Origin of the sequence: Hymenobacter ginkgonis (assembly GCF_009755225.1) — a bacterium.
GTDB lineage: Bacteria > Bacteroidota > Bacteroidia > Cytophagales > Hymenobacteraceae > Hymenobacter > Hymenobacter ginkgonis.
This window is the reverse complement of the sequence record NZ_WQKZ01000001.1, coordinates 399,693-421,131: the sequence shown is the minus strand read 5'-3', so window position 1 is coordinate 421,131 and position 21,439 is coordinate 399,693. Positions and strand designations below refer to the sequence as shown.

The following is a 21,439-nucleotide window of genomic DNA, read 5'->3' as shown; positions in this document are numbered from 1 at the left end:
TACTTTGCGGCATGGTAAAATCAACTTTCGCCCTGTTGGGGCTCGCTGGGCTACTCGCCAGCTGCCAGCAAACGCCTACCACCAACGCTACGGGTGCTCCTACCATATCGGCCACCACCGACTCGGCTGCTACCCCTACCCCCACCGCCGGCGCCCAAACCGAGCCCGCCGCCCGCGCCGCCGTGGCCCGCTACATTCAAACGCTGCCCAATGCCACGCTTTATGTGCCCGATTCGGCCCGCGCCATCGAGGTCGATACGCACTGGCAAGTGCTGGTGCCCCGCACCGACTGGGCCAAGCGCATGCCTAATAAGGCCGCTTTTGAAGTTGATAAGGCCACTGGCACTGTCACCACGCGCCCGGTGAAATAAGACCGGCCTTTGGGCCAACCGCTTCCATGAAAAGGCGGGGGTAGCAAGCTAAGAACTTGCTACCCCCGCCTTTTCATGGAAGCGGTTCACTCAGTACTAATCGCCTTTTTTACCGGGGCCTTTGCCACCGTGGTCAGTCGACATGGGGCGGTTGCCCTGCGGGTTGCTGCGAATATTGTTTACGCCGTGGCCAGCGCTGTTGCCGTCCGTGGTATTGCCGTGGGCCGATACGTCGGTCGTATTTGGGCTTTGCACCTGCGTACTTTTTTTCTTGGTATTGGCAGCCGGGTTAACGGACGTTTTATCGTTCGTGAGGTCGGTTTCTTTCTTCGCTAGTGACATGGCTACAAGGAATAAGGTGGGACTACAAGACTTACCTTTCCTTTTACCCGTGTCACGCTTGCAGGGTTGCCAACAAAACCGCTAAATACTTAAAAAGAACGTCCTGCTAAGCCTGCAAAAACAGCTCAACAGGACGTTCTTTTTCGTTTACGCTACGTGCCTAGCCTTACGCTACTACGCTGGCCGGCTGCACTTTTACCAACTCTTCAAACTGCGCTTCGCGGGCTTCAATTTCTTCCTGCGTTAGCTTCAGCAGGCGCTCGGTGCCGAACTTCTCGACGCAGAACGAAGCCATGGCCGAGCCGTGGATAACGGCGCGCTTGAGGTTCTCGAACGAGCAATCGTCGGTAGCCGCAATGTGGCCGATAAAACCGCCTGCGAAGGTGTCGCCGGCGCCGGTGGGGTCAAATACTTCTTCCAGCGGCAGGGCCGGAGCGTAGAATACTTTGTTCTTGTGGAAGAGCAGCGCGCCGTGCTCACCCTTCTTGATAATCAAGAACTTTGGCCCGAGAGCCAGGATTTTGCGGGCCGCTTTCACCAGCGAGTACTCGCCCGAAAGCTGGCGGGCTTCCTCGTCGTTGATGCTGAGCACATCTACCATCTCAATGGTCGCTAGCAACTCATCGGGAGCCGAATCCATCCAAAAGTTCATCGTATCGAGCACGATGAGCTTGGGCCGGTTTACGAGGCGCTGCACCACGAGGCGCTGCACTTGCGGAGCCAAATTGCCGAGCATCAAGTACTTGCAATCCTGGTAGGCATCGGGGATAATGGGGTCGAACGAGCCAAGCACGTTCAATTCCGTGGTGATGGTTTCGCGCGAGTTAAGGTCCTTATTGTACTTACCCGACCAGAAGAACGACTTTTCGTCGGGCTTGATTTGCAGGCCCTCCACGTTCACGCCGTGTTCTTCCAAGGTCAGGATGTCGGACTGCGGAAAGTCGCCGCCCACCACGGCCACCAGGTTCACCGGCTTGGTAGAGTACGACGCCGCGAGGCTGATGTAGGTAGCCGCGCCGCCGATGATTTTGTCGGTTTTGCCAAAAGGGGTTTCCAGGGCGTCGAAGGCCACGGAGCCGATAACGAGAAGGCTCATTTGCAGGGAATGAGTTGAGGTGGTGAAAGAAGTGAACGTGCGCTCAACGGCACAAATAACAAAAAAAGTCCCCGGATTCGCATCCGGGGACTTTCGCGAGGGTAAATAATGGGGCTCGAACCCACGACCTTCGGAATCACAATCCGACGCTCTAACCAGCTGAGCTATATCTACCGTGTGTGGTTTGGGAGTGCAAAGATACGAGGAGGAATGTTTTTTGCAAGATTTTTTGGCGAAAAATGTCTGTTCTGCTGGGCAGCTCCGCCCCCGGCCCCTCCCCTGCGGGGGTAAGGCTGCTTGCCCACGCCGTGAGGGGGTAGGCCGCCCGCGCAGCAAAATAGCCCGACCTTTGCCAAATGGATACCCTTGCCACCTTCGCCGATTTCAAACTTAACAAGCAGCTACTCACGGCCGTAGCCGATGCGGGCTTTACCGAGCCCACGCCGGTGCAGCTGCAAACCATCCCGCTGCTGCTGGCCGGGCACGACGTGCTGGGCATTGCCCAAACGGGCACCGGCAAGACGGCGGCCTTCGGCCTACCCCTGCTCATGAAGGTGAAGTATGCCCAGGGCGAGCACCCGCGGGCGCTCATTCTGGCCCCAACCCGCGAGCTGGCCATCCAACTCGAAAAACACTTAAAAGTGCTGGCGGCAAACACCGATATCCGCATTTTTGCCATTTATGGCGGGCTGGGACCCAAGACGCAAATTGAGACGATAAAAGCGGGCCTCGACGTGCTGGTGGCCACGCCGGGCCGCCTCATGGAGATTTATTTAAAAGGTGACCTCATCCTCAAAAACCTGAACACGCTGGTGCTCGACGAGGCTGATAAGATGATGGACATGGGCTTCATGCCCCAGATTCGGCGAATTCTGGAAATCATTCCGCGCAAGCGGCAGAACGTGCTTTTTTCGGCTACCATGCCTGAGCGGGTGGCGGTGCTGAGCGAGGAGTTTCTGGAGTTTCCGGTGCGGGTGGAGGTGACGCCACCGGCCCAAACGGCCCAAACCATTACCCAGAGCTTGTATGAAGTGCCTAACCTGGCCACCAAAATCAACCTGCTCGAATACTTGCTGCACCGCGACGCCGAGGAAATGACGCGCGTGCTGTTCTTCACCCGCACCAAGGAAAACGCCGACCAGGTGGCGGATTTCCTCAAGCGCAAGGCGCCCGTGGGCGAGGTGCGCGTGATACACGGCAACAAGGGCCAGAATGCGCGCATGAACAGTATGGATGCCTTTAAGGAGGGCAACGTGCGCTACTTGGTGGCCACCGACGTGGCGGCCCGCGGCATCGACGTGCCGCAGGTGAGCCACGTGGTAAACTTCGACGTGCCAATGATTTATGACGACTACGTGCACCGCATTGGGCGCACGGGCCGGGCGCGGCACGCGGGCGCGGCCATCACGTTTGCCGACCCCACCGAGCGCCAGCACATGGAGCGCATCGCGGCGCTTATCAACCAGGAGATTCCCTTGCTGCCCATCCCGGAGGAAGTGGCGACCACTAGCACGCCCTTCGTGGAAAAGCAGGTGCAAAACCGGGCCCTCGACGAGCAGCGCCGCCGCGAAGACCCCGATTATAAGGGCGCCTTCCACGAGAAAAAGGAGTGGATAAAGCCCGGCGTCACCATCGACAAGCGCACCGGCAAAGCTTTTGAAGAAGGCAAACACCACAAAAAAAGCCAGAAAGGCAACAAGAAAAACCCCGGCAAAAAAGGCGCTTCGGCCCCGGGCATGAAGGCCATTAACGCCCGGCCACGCCGCCGTAGCAGCTAGCGCTCGCACCGTTTCAGTAACCCATCCTTCGTGGCCCTACCTCCTTTATTTGCCACAAGGGGGTAGGGCCACGAAGCGTTCGGCCGGCTGCTACGTACACGGGCTACTACTCACCACATTCAACCTGCTTACTGATGAAAGCGAACGCAAAAACCGCCTGGGGCGGCGTGGCCTTGGCCGCCGCTGCTACTGCTACATTTTTCTTGGCGACGAACAAGGGTCGGCTTTTCAAAAAATTTCAAGCCAGCCTGCAAGCGCTGCTGGGCGGCCAGGCACCGCCCGCCGCGGCCCCTACCCCCACCGCCGTGCCCAAGCTCGCCACTACTTCGCAGGGCCGCACCCCTACCCCCGAAAACGGCCACGTGCGCGACGTCATAGCCAGCAACCCGCCCAAGCCCGAAACGGGCAGCAACTTCACCCCGCAGGGTGATGTGCACCAGCCGCAGCACTAGCCAGCAATGCTTATAGCTAAGGCAGGGAGCGGGGCCTATTCTCGTCGGCCTTAGCCAATCCTTACAAAATCTCGCCCTGCCTAGGCCAGCCTGGGCAGGGCGTTTTTTATGCGTGGCTACGCCGAAAGGGTGCCGCACCCTATAGCGGGCCCCAAACGTATGGAAGGCGCGTATTTTTCTTATTATTTCTCCTTTCCCAATGGACCAAGTAGCTGCTGGCGTGCACCAGCTTCGCATTAAGCGTTTTGTGAACGTGTATTTTGTCGAGACCGGCACCCCGGGCGAATGGGTGCTGATTGACACCGGCCTGCCAGGCTCCGAAAAAGAGATTATTGCGGCGGCCGACAAGCTTTTTTATCCCGGCAGCCGCCCCGAGGCCATCCTGCTCACCCACGGCCACCTCGACCACCTGGGGTCGGCAAAGGAGCTGGCTGCGCACTGGCGGGTGCCCATTGTGGCTCACCCCCTGGAGCTGCCCTACCTCACGGCCCAGGCGCTGTACCCACCCCGCGACCCCACTGTGGGCGGCTCGCTGGCGTTTGCCAGCCGTTTTTTCCCTACCCAGCTACCCAATTTGGAAGGCTTAGTGGAAGCCCTGCCCCTGGATGATGAGCACCCGCCGCACTTGGTGCAGTGGCGCTGGCTGCACGTGCCAGGCCACGCACCGGGCCAAATTGCCTTCTTCCGCCTGGCCGACCGCACCCTTATTGGGGCCGATGCCTTTGCCACTACTGACCATGAGTCTATCGCGGCCGTGCTGCTGGGCATTCCTAAAATCAGCGTGGCAGGCGCGCCTTTCAACTACAACTGGCAGCAGTGCCGCGCCTCAGTAGAGCTGCTCGCCGACCTCGAGCCGCGGGCCATTGGCTGTGGCCACGGGCCGGTTATTAAGGGCCCCGCGGCCGCGGCGGGCCTGCGGCATTTGGCCGATAATTATACGTTGCCCGCCCAGGGCCGCTACCTCCACGAGCCGGCCATCACCGATGCCAGCGGCGTCGAGCACCTACCCCCGCCCGTGGCCGACAACCTGCCCAAGCAAGCTGCTGCCCTCGGCGCGGGCCTGCTGCTGGCCGGGGCCGGGTGGCTGCTGGTGGGCGGCCGCCGCAAGCGGCGCCGGCGCCTGGCAGCCACGCCCAAGCGCCCCACCACGTAGCGGCCGGCGCTATTTTTGACGGGGGGTAGGGCGGCGGGCCACTGAGGTATTGCCCGCCCTACCCCCCGTTTTTAGTTGTTGCTATGCTATTACCCTACTGCTGGCTGGTGCTGCTGGCGCGGCCCACCCAGGCACCACCGCCCGCCATTTACGCTACCTATACCTACGTAGCCTACACCGTGTACGACCTCACCAATGGCGAGCCACCCACCAAGGTGCCGGGGGTAGGCGGCACGCTGGCGCTGCACGCCGATGGCACCTACGACAAGCGCCTGAGCCTGCTGATGGGCGACAGTGGACCGCGCTTTTTTACGCAGCACGGCCGCTTCACCACCAGCGGCGACCGCATCGAGTTCAGCTTCAGCGACCTGAAGGGGGCTGATGTGCAGCGCGGCACTTTCCGCTACGAGGCCAAGGCGCGCAAACTCACCATCACCCTGGCCGGCTACCCCCCCGGCAACAAAGGGGTGTACGAGCTGGTGGCCACGCCACCGCCCGCCCGCTAACGCTGCGCGGCTTGCTGCCCCCCGGCCAGCGGTAGTAACTTGCGGCCGCATTCGGGGCCCCTACCCCCACCCCACGGGCCCGAACTGCTCATTGCTCATTGTTAATTGTTCATTGTATAAATGGGACGCGCATTTGAATTTCGGAAAGGCCGCAAAATGAAGCGGTGGGACCGCATGTCGAAAGACTTTACCCGCATCGGCAAAGAAATTGTGATGGCCGTGAAAGAGGGCGGCCCCAACCCCGACACCAACGCCCGCCTGCGCACGGCCATCCAAAACGGCAAGGGTGTGAACATGCCTAAAGACCGCGTAGAAGCCGCCATTAAGCGGGCTAGCAGCCGCGAAGAGAAAGATTACCAAGAGGTTGTGTATGAAGGCTACGGCCCCCACGGCGTGGCCATCGTGGTCGAAACTGCCACCGACAACCCTACCCGCACCGTGAGCAACGTGCGCATGTATTTCAACCGCAATAATGGGGCGCTCGGCACGGCCGGCAGCTCCGACTACACTTTCACCCGCAAGGGCGTGTTTAAGCTAGCCGCCGCCGGCCTCGACCGCGACGAGCTGGAGCTGGAATTGATTGACGCCGGCGCCGAGGACGTGTACGAAACCACCGAAGAAGACGAGCACGGCGCCGAGCACCAGTACATGGTGGTCGAGTCGGCTTTTGCTGATTTTGGCCAGATGCAGAAGGCCTTGGATGCCAAGGGCGTAAACATCGTGAGCGCCACCTTGCAGCGCGTGCCCAACACCACGGTTTCGCTCAACGACGAGCAGGCGGAGGAGGTCGAAAAGCTCATCGACAAGCTCGAAGAGGACGACGACGTGCAGGCCGTGTACCACACCATGGGCTAGCGCTCCGTATTGCGGACTCTTAGCGGTCGTGTTGGCAACCTAAACGCCACTCGCATCTCTCTGCGAGTGGCGTTTAGCGTTGCGAGCAGGCCTAGCCTGGCTAGCCGGGGGTAGGCAGTTCTCCGAAGCTATCGGGTTTATATTCGCTGGCTGTTTTTCTTTCTTACCAGCCCGTAAGCTCATGGCTGCCAACTTCCTAGAACCTCAGGCCAACGCCGCGCTCATCAGCCGCTTTTTTACTTTAATGCCCGACACGCAGCGCCGCTGGGGCACCATGACGGTGGGCCAGATGCTAGTGCACTGCGCCGACCAGCTGCGGGTGAGCCGCGGCGAGAAGCCTTTAACTTCCTTCCGCGTACCATTTTTTTTGAAGCCAGCGCTGAAGTGGTTTTTTGTAACGCAGCTCACGGAGTTCAAGCGCAATATGAAAACGCTGCCCGAGCTAGATGCCAAGGCGCGGATGACACCGCCTATCAGCTTTGCCACCGACCACGCCACCCTCATCCGCCTGCTGAACCCCGCGAGCTACCCCGCTGGCGGCATCGAGCACCCGTTGTTCGGCCATTTGTCGGCGCAGGAGTTTGGCGAGATTACCTGGAAGCACCTCGACCACCACCTGCGGCAGTTTGGGGCCTGAAGCCTGCTAAAGCTGCTGCTTGCCTTCGGCCGCTACCCACTTGCGCGCCGCCAGTCTTGGCTGACTGGCGGCGTTTGTCGTTTCTTGCGATTACTTATGAAAATTCTACGCCTTCTTCCTGGCCTGCTGCCCTTCGCTGCGCTGGCCCAACCTTCGGCCCCGCAGGCTACCCCCGACCCGACCATTCAGCGCTGGGTAAGTGAGGTTTCGACTAAAAACCTCGAAGCCGACGTGCGCAAAATGGTGAGCTACGGCACCCGCCACACCCTGAGCGACACGAAGAGCAAAACCCGGGGCATCGGGGCGGCGCGCCAGTACGTGTTTGATGAGTTTAAGAAGTACAGCAAGGCCGGAGGGGGTAGGATGCTGGTTGAGATGGATACCTTCCTGATGAAGCCCGACGGCAAGCGCGTGGATAAGCTCACGCCAATGGCCAACGTGTTGGCTACCATTCCCGGCACCGACCCCAGCGATAAGCGGGTGCTTATTATGAGCGGCCACCTCGACTCGCGCGTGACCGACGTGATGAACCGCACCGCCGACGCGCCCGGCGCCAACGACGATGCCTCGGGCGTGGCCGCCGTAATGGAAGTAGCCCGCGTGCTGGCCGGCCAGAAATTTCCGTGCACCATTAAGCTCGTGGCCGTGCAAGGCGAAGAGCAGGGCCTGCTCGGCTCGGGCCACCTGGCCTTGCGCGCCAAGCGCGAGGGCTGGAACGTGGTGGCGATGCTCAACAACGACATTGTGGGCAACTCGCACGGCTACGACCCCGAAATCACGGATACGCTGCACCTGCGCGTATTTAGCGAGGGCGTGCCAGCCACCGAAACGCCCGAGCAGGCGCGCATTCGCCGCCAGTTGAGCTCCGAAAACGACGCACCCAGCCGCCAGCTCGCCCGCTACGCTCAAACGGCCGCCCGCCAGTACGTGAACGAGGGCGGCTACTCGGTGCTCGTGGAGTACCGGCCCGACCGCTTTTTGCGCGGTGGCGACCACACGCCCTTCAACCAGCAGGGCTACGCGGCCGTGCGCTTCACCGAAACCAACGAAAACTTCAACCACCAGCACCAGGACCTGCGCACCGAAAACGGCCTTGTGTACGGCGACAAACCCGAGTTTGTGGACTATCGCTACCTGCGCCACACCGCCCAAGTAAACCTGGCTACCCTCGCCAGCCTGGCCCTGGCGCCCGCCGCTCCCCTCAAGGTCGAAGTCCTCACCGCCAAGCTCACCAACCGCACCGAGCTGCGCTGGCAGGCGCCGCAGGGCGGCCCTACCCCTTCGGGCTACGTGGTGCTCGTGCGCGAAACCAGCGCCCCGCAGTGGCAGCAGCGCTTCCCAGTTAGCGGCACTACCGCCGACTTAGGCATCAGCAAGGACAACTACATTTTTGGTGTGGCCAGCATCGATGCGCAAGGGCACGAGAGCGCCCCGGTACTGCCGGTGGTGGGGCGGTAATTTTCGCCTATAATTTAGGAGTTACTACCGCGGGGTCGGGCTTTATAAATAGAAGTACTACTTCCGTTTATAAAGCCCGACCCCGCGGTAGTAACTCCTTATTAGCTCCTTGCTTTTTCCAAGACCGAACTGAGTTTTTTGGCAAGCTCTTGCACCCCGGGCTCTTTGAAAATGGTGATGTGGTCGCCAGAAACGGTAAGCACTTCTATGGCGCCCGTTACGTGCTCGGACCAGCCGCCTAGTGGGTCATCAATCAGGCCGGGGGTAGGCACACTGGATTTGAAGAGCACCACTTTGCCCGGATAGTCTCTGATTACTTTCTGCTCATTTGCAACACCCGCAATCTTTCTAGCAATAAACTTCAGTTTAATAACTGCTTCCTCGCCAATGAATTTCACCGTTTCCGAAACGGTTTTTTTTCGTATTTGGTCGTGGTAGATTCTTATCTTTTGCTTGAGATATTGGGAGGATTTTTTGGAGAGAAAAGCAACCGGTGGATACGCTTCGAATAAGGCAACAACTGGCACTTTTTCGCCTTGGTCGAGCAGTTGCTGCGCTACCTCGAAGATGATGGGGTAGTCGCCGCAGAAAGCCCCCAGAAAATAAGGGCCGTGGGGCTGCACCTGCTTCATTTCGTGAATAAACTCGGCGGCTACTTCTTCTAGCTGCTCGTAGGCGGGCAGCTCGAAGCCGTAGAAGGGCTGGTTGTGGCCCATGTGCGCAGCCAGGTGCCGGTAGAGCAGAAAACCGGGAATAGCGAAAAACGGCGGATAAGCACCTTCTTTTTGGAGGGCGACCATAGAGCCCTCTTTGCCATTTAGCTTCACTATCCGCTTTTCGGTGGGTTTATCCACCGTGCTAGTTTCTTGCCGCGCCGCCACGGCTTGCGCCAGCTTGGCAATGGTCTGGTGGGTGAATAAGTCCTTGGGCTGAAGGGAATAACCAGCCTTCCGGGCCCGGCTTACTACCTGAATGGTGCTGATGGAGTCGCCGCCCAACTCAAAGAAATTGCCGTTGACGCCCGCCTTCCCTACCCCCAGCACTTCTTGCCAGATGGTAGCCAGCGCCTGCTCTATTGCCGTGCGGGGTGCCACGTACTCGTTGCCGAGCAAGAGGCTGGCTTCGGGTTCGGGCAGGGCTTTTTTGTCAATCTTCCCATTGGGCGTGAGCGGCAAAGCCGTTAGCTCTACCCAAAGGGGCGGCACCATGTACTCGGGCAGTCGGTTTCGGAGGTAATTAGCCAGCGCATCGCGGTCGAAAGCGCCGGTAGGCACCACGTAGCCGACCAGCCGCCGGGTGCCTTCCTGGTCGGCTTTGGCCAGTACTACCGCATGCTTTACCAAGGCCGACTGTTGCAGCACGCTTTCGATTTCGCCCAGCTCGATGCGGTAGCCGCGTACTTTCACCTGGTCGTCGAGGCGGCCCAGGTATTCGAGGTTGCCATCGGCCAACCAGCGGCCCAGGTCGCCGGTGCGGTAGAGGCGGGCGCCGGGCACGGAGCTGAAAGGATTAGGGATAAACTTTTCCGCTGTCAGCTCGGGCCGGTTGCGGTAGCCCCGCGCCAGGCCGTCGCCACCTAGGCAAATTTCCCCGGCCACGCCTAAGGGGTTTAGCTGGCCGCCTTTGCTCATTACGTAAGCCACGGTGTTGCCAATGGGCTTCCCGATTAAGGCCGGCACTCCTTTTTGCAGGCGGTACAGGGTGCTGTACGTGGTGTCTTCGGTAGGGCCATACAGGTTGCGCACCTCCATTTTGTCGGGGTCCAGGCCTTGCTGCACCTGCAACGGAATGGGCTCGCCCGCCATGTTGATGGCCGTAACGTTGGTTTTATCAATGCCTTCTTTCAGCAAGCTATTGATAACGCTCGGGACGCTGTTGAGCAAGATATTCGTGTCTTGGGCGACGTACTGCCCGATTTCCAGGCCATTCTCCAGCAGGCGCAACGGCTTGCCTACGCTGAGGGGGTAGAAAATCTCGAAAATCGACAAATCGAAGCAGACCGAAGTGCCCGCGTACACTATTTCGAACGGTGTAGCGGCAAACTCCTGCTGGCACCACTGAATAAAGGTAGCGGCGCTGCCGTGCTCAATCATGACGCCCTTCGGCGTGCCCGTGGAGCCGGACGTGTAGATGACATAAGCCAAGTCTTGGAGGCGGCTCTGCGGCGGCAGGTTCGTGGTGGGCTGCTGGGCAATGGCCGCCGCTTCGGCCCCATCGATTTCTACTAGCCGCAGCGCTGGCGTAGCCACCTCTTGTAGCCGGGTGCTGAGCGCGCGGCTGGTAAGCGCCAGTGGCGCGGTAGCATCTTGGAGCATGTAGCGCAGGCGCTCCGCCGGATAGTCTGGGTCGAGGGGTACGTAGGCGGCACCGGCTTTGAGAATACCAAGCAGCGCAACTAGCAGCTGCGGGGTACGGGGTAAGCACACGGGCACCAGCGGGGGCGGTGGGCCCAGGCTTAGCAGGTAGTGCGCCAGTTGGTTGGCCTGGGCATTGAGCTGCCCGTAGGTCATGGTTTCGTGGCCACAAACCACGGCCCGGGCCTGCGGCTGGGCGGCAGCCTGCTCCTCAAACAGGGTTACAAATGTCTTCGTCGGCGCCGCCAGTTGGGGGCCGACGCTGATTTCGGTTAGAAGCTGGTGCTCCTCGGCCGGCGTAAGGAGGGGTAGGGCGTCGATGGCTTGCTGCGGCTGCTTGACCACAGCATGCAGCAACTCCGTGAAATGGCCAATCAGGCGAGCTACCGTGGGCGCCTGGTAGAGGTCGGTGCTGTATTCTACAAAGCCTTGCAGGCCAAGCTCATCCTCGGTTAGGGTAAACGTGAAGTCAAACTGAGCAGTGGAGTGCGCATAACTTTCCCGCGTGGCCTGCACCTCACCTAGACTTAGGTCGGGAATGTCGGGCGTGTTTTGCAACACGAACAAGACCTGGAACAACGGGCTGCGGCTCAAGTCCCGCTCCTTCACCACGGCGTCCACCACTTTCTCGAAGGGGGCCTGCTGGTGCTCGTACGCTTCCAGGGTGGTAGCCCGCACTTGCTGCAGCAGCTCCGTGAAGCTGGCCTCGCCCCGCACCTGGCTGCGCAGCGCCAGCGTATTGACGAAGAAGCCAATCAGGTCTTCTATTTCGTGCTGTTGGCGGCCGGCAATGGCGCTGCCCACGCATATATCGGGCTGGCCGCTGTAGCGGTAGAGCAAGCTTTTGAAGGTGGCCAGCAAGGTCATAAACAAGGTAACGCCCTGCTGTTGGCTGAGCACTTGCAGCTTGTCAATCAGCTCTTTGTTTAGCCGAAAGCCCGCACTGGCGCCCTGGGTGCTTTGCACGGCCGGCCGCGGATAATCGGTAGGGAGCTGAAGGTGGGCTACCCCGTGCAGCTTTTCTTTCCAGTAGGCAAGCTGTTGCGCTAGCCGGGGGCCACGCAGGTGCTGGCGCTGCCACACGGCGAAGTCGGCGTACTGCACCGGTAGGGGCGCGAGGTGCACCGCGCGGCCTTCGGTGTGCGCTTCGTAAAGCGCCACCAGCTCGCGGAACAGGATGGACAACGACCAGCCATCCGAGGCAATGTGGTGCAGGGTAATCACGAGCAAGTGCTCCTGCTCTGCTAGCTTCAGCAGGGTAGCCCGGAGCATGGGGTCGCGCGACAAGTCGAAGGGCTGCGTAATCAACTGCTGTACTTGCAGCTGCACGGCTTCGGGGTCAGCGATGTACACGCAGCCATCCAGAACCCCGAGTTGCCAGTCGTCGTGGGGTAGCACCTGCTGGTAAGCCTGGCCATCGTGCGCGCGCAGCACCGTCCGCAGCACTTCGTGGCGCTGCAGAATTGTGCGCAGCGCCGCTGCCAGCGCCGGGCGATTTACCTGGCCCTTCAGCCGCAGCACCACGGGCACGTGGTACTGCACGCTGCCCTCTAGCTGGTCAATGAACCACAGGCGCTCCTGGCTGAAAGACAAGGGAATGCGCTCGGGGAGCGGCTGCCGGCTCAGCGTCGGCAGGGCCTCGCCCTTGGCCTGGGCCGGCAGGTGTTCGGCCAGCTCGGCAATAGTCGGGTGCACAAATAGGTCCTTAATGACCATCTCCACGGCTAGCCCCTTGCGCACCGCCGACACCACCCGCGTAGCCAGCAAGGAATGCCCGCCCAGCTCGAAAAAGTTATCGTGAATACCTACTTGCTCTACCCCCAGCAGTTCTTGCCAGATGGTAGCCAGCTGCCGCTCGGCCTCGTTGCGCGGTGCTTCGTAGTTGAATTTAGTTGCTACCCCCCGGTCTTCGCGCTGGCTCAGAAACCGGCGGTCTACTTTGCCGTTGCCAGTTAGGGGCAAATGGCTGAGCGCAATAAACTCGGTGGGCACCATGTACTCGGGTAGGCGCTGCTTGAGCAACGTGCGCAGCTCTTTTTGCAGCAGCGCGCTAATATCGGCAAACAGGGAGATGTTGGTTGCTGGGCGGTTGCTCAGTTCTTTCTCGCTGTAAATCTGCTGGATAAAGCTCGTCGTGGGCTGCCGTTCTAGCAGCACGTTCACCAGCAAGGGGTCTTCATCCAGAAATAGCCGGCAGTGGTATCCTTGCTCCAGCGCTACCCGCAGCACCTCTTCCGCCGCCGCACTGTCCGCATCGGTACCTTCTAAGGTATCCAAAACGGCGGCCAGCGGCTTATCCGACTTGTCTTGCAAGGCCAAGGCCAGGCGGCGCTCCTCCCGCAGGCGCGGATTGGGTACATCTTGCAGCGCCACGGTAGGCTGGCCCTGCACTAGCTGTGCTATAAAGTCTTTGTTAGCAAGGGCTTTCGACCATTTTTGCCAGGCCGGCACGACTAATTCGGTCTTCTCGCCTACGTGTAGTAGCACCGTGTAGCGGTACAACGTCAACTCATTGATATAGTCGCCTTGCTTCCACTGAATCTCAACGTGCGTAATCTGCGGGTAGCGCGCCTGAAGCCGGTAGAAGTATTCCGGCGAAAAGCACAGTTCTTCTTCCTTCAGCACCTCCTGCTCCACGGCCCAATCAAACTCCTTGGCCGTTAGCGAATCAGCCAGCTTAGGAGCCTGCAAGCGCCCTTTGAATAGGGGTAGCAACCGGTTGTCGCGCACGTCGCCGATGATGAGACGCCCCTGGCCATTCAGCAGCGCAAGGCCTTTTTCGATGACGCTGGTCAGGTAATCTTCCCCAGGAAAATACTGAATAATGGAGTTTAGAATGATGGTATCTACCGGCTCCCCTTCGCGCAAGGCTAATTCATGCGCCGCACCTACCAGCAGCTCGGTGGGGCCGTAGTCGCGGCGGCCCTGGCTAATGGTATGCGCGATTTGATTGATGCAGGAGCGCGAAAAATCGGTGCCGATGTACTTCTTGACTTTGCCAGCCAATTGATAGTAAATCAGACCCGTACCGCAGCCAATTTCCAGCACGTACTCGGGCCGCTCGGCCAGGATGACCGCGGTAATGTCGTGTAGCCACGCCTGCATTTGCGCAGCCGGAATGGGCTCGCCCGTAAAGCTGTCGTTCCAGCCGATAATGTTAAATTCCTGGTCTACCGCATCAGTACCCTCGGTTTTGGCATATTCTGTTTCGTAGAGTTCCTTCCAACTAGCTATTTGGCGATAATACAGTTCTCGTTCTTTTGCTTTTACTACCCCCCCATCTGGCACGTAGTAGCTCACCAGCCGGTTGGTAGTGTTACCCTCCTGGCGGGCCACCACGCAGCTGCTGCTCACAGGCGCCAGCGCGTTGAGCGCCGCCTCAATTTCGGCTAGCTCGATGCGGAAACCGCGCAGCTTGACCTGCTCATCGCGCCGCCCTAGGTACTCCAGGAGGCCATCGGGCCGCCAGCGGCCCCGGTCGCCGGTGCGGTACCAGCGGGCACCTGCCGTGGGGCTTAGCAGGTCGGGGCCAAAGGTGGCCTGCGTCAGCGCCTCCTGCCCCAGGTAGCCACGCGCTACCCCCGCGCCACCAACGTAAATTTCACCCTCCGCACCGGGCGCTACCGGCTGTTGGGCGGCGTCGAGCACGTAGGCATAGCGGTGGGGCAGCGGCCGCCCAAGGGGGATAGGGGCACCGGTGAGGTCGGCGGCCGTCAGCCGGTGCGTGAGCGAGAAAGTCGTATTCTCGGTAGGCCCGTACCCGTTGATGATTTCTAGCGCCGGATAAGCCCGTTGCAGGCGCTGCATGTGGGGCGGCGACAGGGCTTCGCCGCCCACCAGCACCGTACGCAGCCCTCGAAATACCGCCGGCGCCGTATCAATCAGCTGGTTGCACCAGCTCGCGGTAAACCACATGGTCGTCACCTGCCGGCGCTGAATCTCTTCGGCCAGCCACTGGCTGTTCAGGAGCTGGTGCTCGCCGGCGAGCACCAGCTGCCCGCCGTTCAGCAGCGGCCCCCAGTATTCGAAAGTAGTCGCGTCGAAGGCCGGGGACCCGGTAGCCAGTACCACCGTCTCGGGCGTGAGGGCTACGTAGTCAACCTCGTGCACCAAGCTCACCACGTTGCCGTGCTCCACCAGCACGCCTTTGGGCTGCCCCGTCGAGCCCGAGGTATAAAGCACGTAAGCCAGGTGCCGGGCCGTTACGCTCACGGCCGGGTTGTGGGTAGGCTGCTGGCTGATTAGGGCAGCCGCTGGCCCGTCTAGCTCCACTAGTTGCAGCTGCGCTACGCCAGCACCCGCCAGCGCAGCGGCCGTGTCTTGGCTGCTGATGACTACGCGGGCCTGGGTATCTAGCAGCAAGTAACGCAGGCGGGCGGGCGGATAGCTGGCCGCCAAGGGTACGTAGGCGGCACCGGCTTTGAGAATACCGAGTAGGGCCACTAGCAGCTGCGGGGTGCGGGGTAGGCACACGGGCACCAGCGTTTCGGCTGCCAAGCCCTGGCTACGTAAGTAGTGCGCTAGTTGGTTGGCGCGGGCGTTGAGCTGCTCGTAGGTCAGCTGTTCTTCGCCTTGCACTATGGCTACGGCCTGCGGCTGCGCTACCACCTGAGCCTCAAACAACTGAACAATACTCGGAAGCGTGGCTGGTTCCTTATCCAGCGGCCTATTCAATTTGCTTTGTATTCCGTGTTCCTTGCCTTCGATTAGCATAATACCTAACTTTTTGCTTTTATAGAATTTAGAGCGGGTAGGCTTACAGTTCTAGCTAAGTTGCTATAACAAGCCTTAGGGTTATAGCACCTAGCAAGAGAGGCACAAGCCGCCTCCGCCCGCTTCATGAGGGCTTCATACGCGCTCACGGGGCTTGGGAAGCCTTTTTTGACTATACTAAACTGTATGCGGTAAGTGGCTGGGGGGCTGGAATGTACGTCTAAATTTAAAATTCCTCCGCCCTATTAGTTAACAATAGTGCCTAATGCACAGAAGAGGGGGTAGCACTAAGGTAATTGAGTTTGGCTGGATAACCGAAGACCCCAGCTTGCAGACGTTGTTGCCGGCCGAAGAAAAATAACCTTCCTTGTTCTGTCCATATTCAGTTGGCTGCCTGCTAAGGGGTGAATCCTTGCCCTTTTAGTGCAATTAATAGCCGATTTTTGGCCCGGCAATGCCACCCGCCTGTTTTTCTGTAAAGCGTTGGGCGCGAAGCATTCGAAAAGCAGGCGGCTCCAGTAAGTAACTTGAGCGAAACTGAGCAGCTAAAACGAGGATTGAGGGCGGCCTTTAGCACTATCCGGGCATTGCCTTGCATAAAGCTAGCTGGCCGTGCGTAGCTTTACTGAAACCGGCTAGCGGCGCTTTTTTTTGCGATAATCTAGTCTTCAGACTCCGTTCCTTAAGGGCGGCGAGTGGCACTTTTCTTCCCGAATATCCGCTTACCTGTCTGCCCACTTATCTGCCCCACTATGCTCGCAGAGCTACCGCACCCTGCCCTCGCTCCTACCCATACTACCCCCTCCCTGCCCAGTGCTGCGCCCAGCCGGCGGGCTAGCACCGGCAGCCGGCACCCAGCCTATTCAGGCAGGCGGGCCCGGCCGGCTGCTGGCTGGCTGTTCACGCTGCTATTCCTGCTGCTAAGTGGCGCGGCTACCACTGCCCTGGCGCAGGCAACGCCCCCCCCGGAGTGCAGCCAGGACGAGAAGTTTGCCAATACCTGGTATTTTGGCTACAAGGCGGGGCTCGACTTCAACTCAGCCACTGATTCTATTCCGCCCAAGGCGCTGACCGATGGCCAAATGACGGCCCCCGCCGGCTCGGGGATAATGTCGGACGGCACTGGTAAGATTCTCTTCTACAGCAACGGCGACACCATCTGGAACGGTAACCACACCATCATGACCAATGGCACGGGCATGGGCGGCAACCGGCGTGTCACCGATGGGCCCCTACCCATCCGGATGCCCGGCAGCCCGCCCCCCGGGATGCCGGGTGCGGAAACGCACTACCTCATCTTCACGCAGGACGCGGCGGGCGGCCCCAAAGGCCTGAGCTACTCAGAAATTGTCATTCCCGCCGGTGGCGGAGTTGGCTCGGTTACAGCTGCCACCAAGAATACGCCGCTTACTCAAGGCACCACCGAGAAGATGACGGGCGTGTTTCACAAGAATGGCTGCGACATCTGGATTATTGTGCACGGCTGGGGCGATGCAAAATCCGGCACGGCCAACCGCGGCGACTCCTTCCTGGCTTACCGCGTACGCACGACCGGCGTAGACCCGACGCCCATTATCTCCACCGTGGGCTCGCTGCATTCGGCGAGCGTATCGCCGATGGGCTACCGCGGGCAGATGAAGGTGACGCCCGACGGCCAGCGACTGGCCGTAGCCCGCTACAGCGAGGTGCTGGGCGACAGTAGCAGCACCGTCGAGCTGTTTAGTTTCGATACGAGCACGGGCATAGTTAGCGCCAATCCCCAGGTTCCGTATGTTGTGGACAGCGGCGAGGGGAAATACTACGGGGTCGATTTTTCGGCCGGCAGCAAGCTCTACGCCACGGTGATGAACCCGCCCAAGCTGCTGCAATTTGATATTAGCGGCAATGGGCCGGTTAACAAGCAGAGCATTCCGCTCAAGCAAAAAACGCCGGTCAACCTGGGCTCGTTGCAGGCCGCGCCAGATGGCAAGATTTACGTGGCCCGCGAAAACCAGCCGGCGCTGGGCTTCATCGCCTACCCCGACTCGCTGGGGGCCAAGGCCCGCTACGCCGACGATAGCCTGACCCTGCAACTAAGTGGCCGCCGCAGCGGCTTGGGCCTGGTCAATTTCAATCAAAGCTCTTTGTTGCGGGTAGGCCCTTCGGCGGAGATAACGGGCTGCCGGCAAATCTCTTTCATGTCGCCGTCCATTGACTTCGATGGAAAAACCTACTCCTGGAAGTTTGGCGACGGTACCACCTCCACGGATGAGAATCCTGTGCACGTTTACGCTACGCCCGGCGACTACACGGTGACGTTGCGCATCACGACTAATTGCTTTTGCCGCGAAAGCTCGAGCCTTATTCGGGTGCCTAACCTCCCCGAGCCAGGCACTATTGCCAGACCCCAGACCTTGTGCGCCGGCACGGCCCCGGCCCCGCTTACTAGCACACTCAATGCGTCAAGCGATGCGGGCCTCCCGCTTATTTACCAGTGGCAATCCTCACCGGATAATGTCAATTTCACGGATATCAGCGGCGCTACCAGTGCTAGCTACACCCCACCAAGCTCACTACCAGTTGGCACTACTTATTTCCAGCGGCGCGCTCAACTTCTCCTCCCCAATCAATCGGGCCCTTACTGTACCCCCAGCTTTACTGCTTCCGTCGCCATCACCGTGCTTCCGGCCCTGGCGGCCGGCACCATCGCCGCCGACCAAACGGTGTGCGTGGGCAGCATTCCGGCGCCGCTGACGAGCAGCGCGGCGGCTACGGGGGGCACTGGCGCCTTTACTTATCAGTGGGAATCGTCGCCGGATAATATTACCTGGACGGCCATTCCCGGCGCCAACAACCCGACGTTCGCGCCTGGTGCGCTGGCGGCTACCACCTATTTCCGCCGCCAGGTGAGCTCCGGCCCCTGCACCAACGCTCCCTCCAACACCGTCACGCTAACCGTAACGCCCGCCCTCACGGCTGGCACCATCGGCGCCAGCCAAGCCTTGTGCGCCGGTGGCGCCCCTACCCCCCTCACCAGCGATACCCCCGCCGCGGGCGGCACGGGCACCATCACCTACCAGTGGGAAGCATCGACGGATAATGCTACCTGGACGGCCATTGGCGGCGCCACTGGCCCGACGTACGCCCCGGGCCAACTGAGTGCCACTACCTATTTCCGGCGCCGGGCAAATTCGGGCAGCGCCTGCAACCCCGCCTTTTCGAATGTCGTTACCATCACCGTAGCGCCGGCCCTGGCGGCCGGCACCATCGGTGCTAACCAGACGCTGTGCCCGGGCTCGACTCCGGCGCCGCTTACCAGTACAGCGGGGCCCGGCGGCGGCACCGGTAGCTTCAATTTCCAGTGGGAATCCTCACCCGATAACAACACCTGGACGGCTATTGCGGGCGCTACGGGCGCCACCTATGCCCCCGGCCCGCTTACGACTACTACCTACTACCGGCGCCGGGTCACGTCGGGCCCCTGCGGGCCGGAGTACTCGCCCGCCGTTACCCTAACGGTACTGCCCGCGCTGAGCGCCGGTACCATTGCGGCCGACCAAACCGTCTGCGCTGGCACCACGCCTACCCCCCTCATCAGCACCAGTGGGGCCAACGGCGGTACCGGCACCTTTAGCTACCAGTGGGAATCTTCGACGGATAACAGCACCTGGACGACGATAGCCGGGGCCAACAACCCGACGCTGGCGCTCGGCCCGCTCACCGTTACCACGTACTTCCGCCGCCAAGTACGCTCCGGCGACTGCGCCACCGCTCCATCCAACGTGGTGACTTTGAACGTGGTACCGGCCATAACGGCCGGCAGCATCGCCGCTAGCCAAGCCCTATGCGCCGGCGGTACCCCTACCCCCCTCACCAGCACTGCCCCCGCCGCGGGCGGCATTGGCGCGGTGACTTACCAGTGGGAATCCTCGGTGGATAATACTACCTGGACGGCCATTGGCGGGGCTACCGGCCCGACGTACGCGCCGGGCCAGCTGAGCACTACTACTTATTTCCGGCGCCGGGCAAGCTCGATTGGCACCTGCGACCCGGCCTTTTCAAATGCCGTCACCATCACGGTAGCTCCAGCTTTGGCGGCTGGCACTATCGCCGCCGACCAAACAGTGTGCGCTGGGGTAGCTCCGGCGCCGCTCACCAGCACGGCGAGCGCCAGCGGCGGCACCGGCACGTTTACCTACCAGTGGGAAGCATCGCCAGATAACAGCACCTGGACGGCTGTCGGCGGCGCCAATGGCGCCGACTACGCCCCCGGCACGCTCGCGACGACCACCTACTTCCGGCGCCGGGTCACGTCGGGCCCCTGCGGACCTGTGTATTCCGCAGCCGTTGCCGTGCGGGTACTGCCGCCGCTGACCGCGGGCAGCATTGCCGCCGACCAGGATGTGTGCGCGGGCGCCACGCCTACCCCCCTCACCAGCACCAGCGAGGCGGGCGGCGGCACCGGCACCTATACTTACCAATGGGAATCCTCGACTAACAATGCCAGCTGGACGGTCATTGCTGGCGCTACCAGTTTGACTTTTGCGCCAGGGGCCCTCACGGTCACCACGTATTTCCGGCGGCGGGCAACTTCGGGGACTTGTGCCGCACCGGTTTCTAATGTTGTAACGGTGCGGGTGGTACCTCTGGTGACGCCCACCATAAGCCTGGCGACCCCGCCCGTGCAGTGCGCGGGCACGGCCCTGACGTTCACGGCAGTGGTTGCGAATGTGGGCGCCACGCCCACTTTCCGGTGGTTCGTTAATAACGCGGCCGTGGCCACTGGGCCCACCTTTACCAGCAGCACGCTGGTAACCGGCGACCAGGTGCGGGTGGAGGTGACGCCCACGGTGGGGCTGTGCAGCACGGGCCCAGCCTCGGCTACGGTCACGGTCACGCGCACGCCCACGCCGCTGCCTACCCTCGCCATTACGGTGCAGCCGGGCGGGCCAGTTTGCGCGGGCGAGCCCCTCACGTACAGCATCGCCAACGTGACGGGTGCCGGCCCTACCCCCACCTACCAGTGGCAGGTAAACGGCACCGACGTGGCGGGGGCTACGGGCCCGGTCTTCACCAGCACTACGCTGCGCAATGGCCAAACCGTGACGCTGCGCCTGCGCACGACCGATGCCTGCGGGCAGCCCGTGACGGCGGTTTCCAACGGTGTGGTCGTAGGTATTCTGCCACCAGTGGTGGTGAATGCTGGTCCAGACAAGGAAATCCTGGCCGGCACTTCCGTGACGCTGGAAGGCACCGCCGATGGCACCTACCCCGTGACGTGGACGCCGGCGATAGGGCTGGTTATTCCGCCCAGCGACCCGCTGCACCCCATCGCCTCGCCTACCATAACCACGACTTACACCTTGTCGGGCGGCTCGGGCGGCTGCGCCAGCTCCGACCAAGTGACCGTGACGGTGCGCCCGGCCATTCGCATTCCCAACGCCTTTACGCCCAACGGCGACGGCCGCGACGATACCTGGCAGATTGAATTCATCGAGCAATTCCCGGATAACACCGTGAACGTGTTCAACCGCTGGGGCAATAAAATTTTCTCGGCCGAAAACTACAGCCGGTCCAACGAGTGGCGTGGCGACATCAACGGCCAGCCCGCGCCGGTGGGCACCTACTACTATGTCGTCGTCACGAAAGGCCCGCTGGGCAAGTCCTACGCCGGGTCGATTACGATTCTGTATTAATCAATCAACAAAACATCCAGCATTAAAGCGTCCTGCTGCGCTGCCCGCC

At 61.0% G+C, this 21,439-nt stretch carries 12 protein-coding genes and 1 tRNA gene; 9 read left to right on the top strand and 4 right to left on the bottom strand.

All coding sequences use genetic code 11. The features are described 5' to 3' along the window. Positions 1 to 11: 11 nt before the first annotated feature. Complete coding sequence (locus GO988_RS01660; RefSeq protein ID WP_157561795.1) at positions 12 to 371, top strand: hypothetical protein; 360 nt, start codon at positions 12 to 14, stop codon at positions 369 to 371. A 96-nt stretch (positions 372 to 467) separates the two neighbouring features. On the opposite strand, the gene GO988_RS01655 is transcribed toward GO988_RS01660, so the two are convergent. From GO988_RS01655 to GO988_RS01645, 3 genes are all read right to left on the bottom strand, one after another. After that, a complete protein-coding gene (locus GO988_RS01655; RefSeq protein WP_157561794.1) occupies positions 468 to 713 on the bottom strand; it encodes a hypothetical protein in 246 nt (81 codons plus the stop codon). Positions 714 to 879: 166 nt separating this feature from the next. Beyond that, positions 880 to 1,809: a PfkB family carbohydrate kinase gene (locus tag GO988_RS01650; RefSeq protein WP_157561793.1), complete on the bottom strand. Its 930-nt coding sequence runs from the start codon at positions 1,807 to 1,809 to the stop codon at positions 880 to 882. A gap of 100 nt (positions 1,810 to 1,909) precedes the next feature. Further along, positions 1,910 to 1,983 (bottom strand) — tRNA-His (locus GO988_RS01645). A 182-nt stretch (positions 1,984 to 2,165) separates the two neighbouring features. Between GO988_RS01645 and GO988_RS01640 the strand changes: the two genes are divergently transcribed. The 7 genes from GO988_RS01640 (at position 2,166) to GO988_RS01610 (ending at position 8,648) form a co-directional block, all read left to right on the top strand. Continuing rightward, positions 2,166 to 3,587: a DEAD/DEAH box helicase gene (locus tag GO988_RS01640; RefSeq protein ID WP_157561792.1), complete on the top strand. Its 1,422-nt coding sequence runs from the start codon at positions 2,166 to 2,168 to the stop codon at positions 3,585 to 3,587. Between the two features lie 134 nt (positions 3,588 to 3,721). After that, a complete protein-coding gene (locus tag GO988_RS01635; RefSeq protein WP_157561791.1) occupies positions 3,722 to 4,039 on the top strand; it encodes a hypothetical protein in 318 nt (105 codons plus the stop codon). 199 nt (positions 4,040 to 4,238) lie between these two features. Further along, positions 4,239 to 5,192: an MBL fold metallo-hydrolase gene (locus GO988_RS01630; protein WP_157561790.1), complete on the top strand. Its 954-nt coding sequence runs from the start codon at positions 4,239 to 4,241 to the stop codon at positions 5,190 to 5,192. Positions 5,193 to 5,275: 83 nt separating this feature from the next. Further along, positions 5,276 to 5,698 (top strand): hypothetical protein, encoded by a 423-nt coding sequence (locus GO988_RS01625; protein WP_157561789.1) that lies wholly within the window; start codon positions 5,276 to 5,278, stop codon positions 5,696 to 5,698. A gap of 120 nt (positions 5,699 to 5,818) precedes the next feature. After that, complete coding sequence (locus GO988_RS01620) at positions 5,819 to 6,553, top strand: YebC/PmpR family DNA-binding transcriptional regulator (protein ID WP_157561788.1); 735 nt, start codon at positions 5,819 to 5,821, stop codon at positions 6,551 to 6,553. 181 nt (positions 6,554 to 6,734) lie between these two features. Next, positions 6,735 to 7,190, top strand: coding sequence for a DUF1569 domain-containing protein (locus GO988_RS01615; RefSeq protein ID WP_157561787.1), 456 nt, complete (start codon positions 6,735 to 6,737; stop codon positions 7,188 to 7,190). A gap of 96 nt (positions 7,191 to 7,286) precedes the next feature. Then, positions 7,287 to 8,648, top strand: coding sequence for a M28 family metallopeptidase (locus tag GO988_RS01610; RefSeq protein WP_157561786.1), 1,362 nt, complete (start codon positions 7,287 to 7,289; stop codon positions 8,646 to 8,648). Positions 8,649 to 8,749: 101 nt separating this feature from the next. Here the strand turns inward: GO988_RS01610 and GO988_RS01605 are convergent, their stop codons facing one another. Then, positions 8,750 to 15,625 (bottom strand): non-ribosomal peptide synthetase, encoded by a 6,876-nt coding sequence (locus tag GO988_RS01605; RefSeq protein ID WP_198172462.1) that lies wholly within the window; start codon positions 15,623 to 15,625, stop codon positions 8,750 to 8,752. An 842-nt stretch (positions 15,626 to 16,467) separates the two neighbouring features. Here GO988_RS01605 and GO988_RS01600 point away from each other — a divergent pair. Beyond that, complete coding sequence (locus GO988_RS01600) at positions 16,468 to 21,390, top strand: T9SS type B sorting domain-containing protein (RefSeq protein ID WP_157561784.1); 4,923 nt, start codon at positions 16,468 to 16,470, stop codon at positions 21,388 to 21,390. Positions 21,391 to 21,439 lie beyond the last annotated feature (49 nt).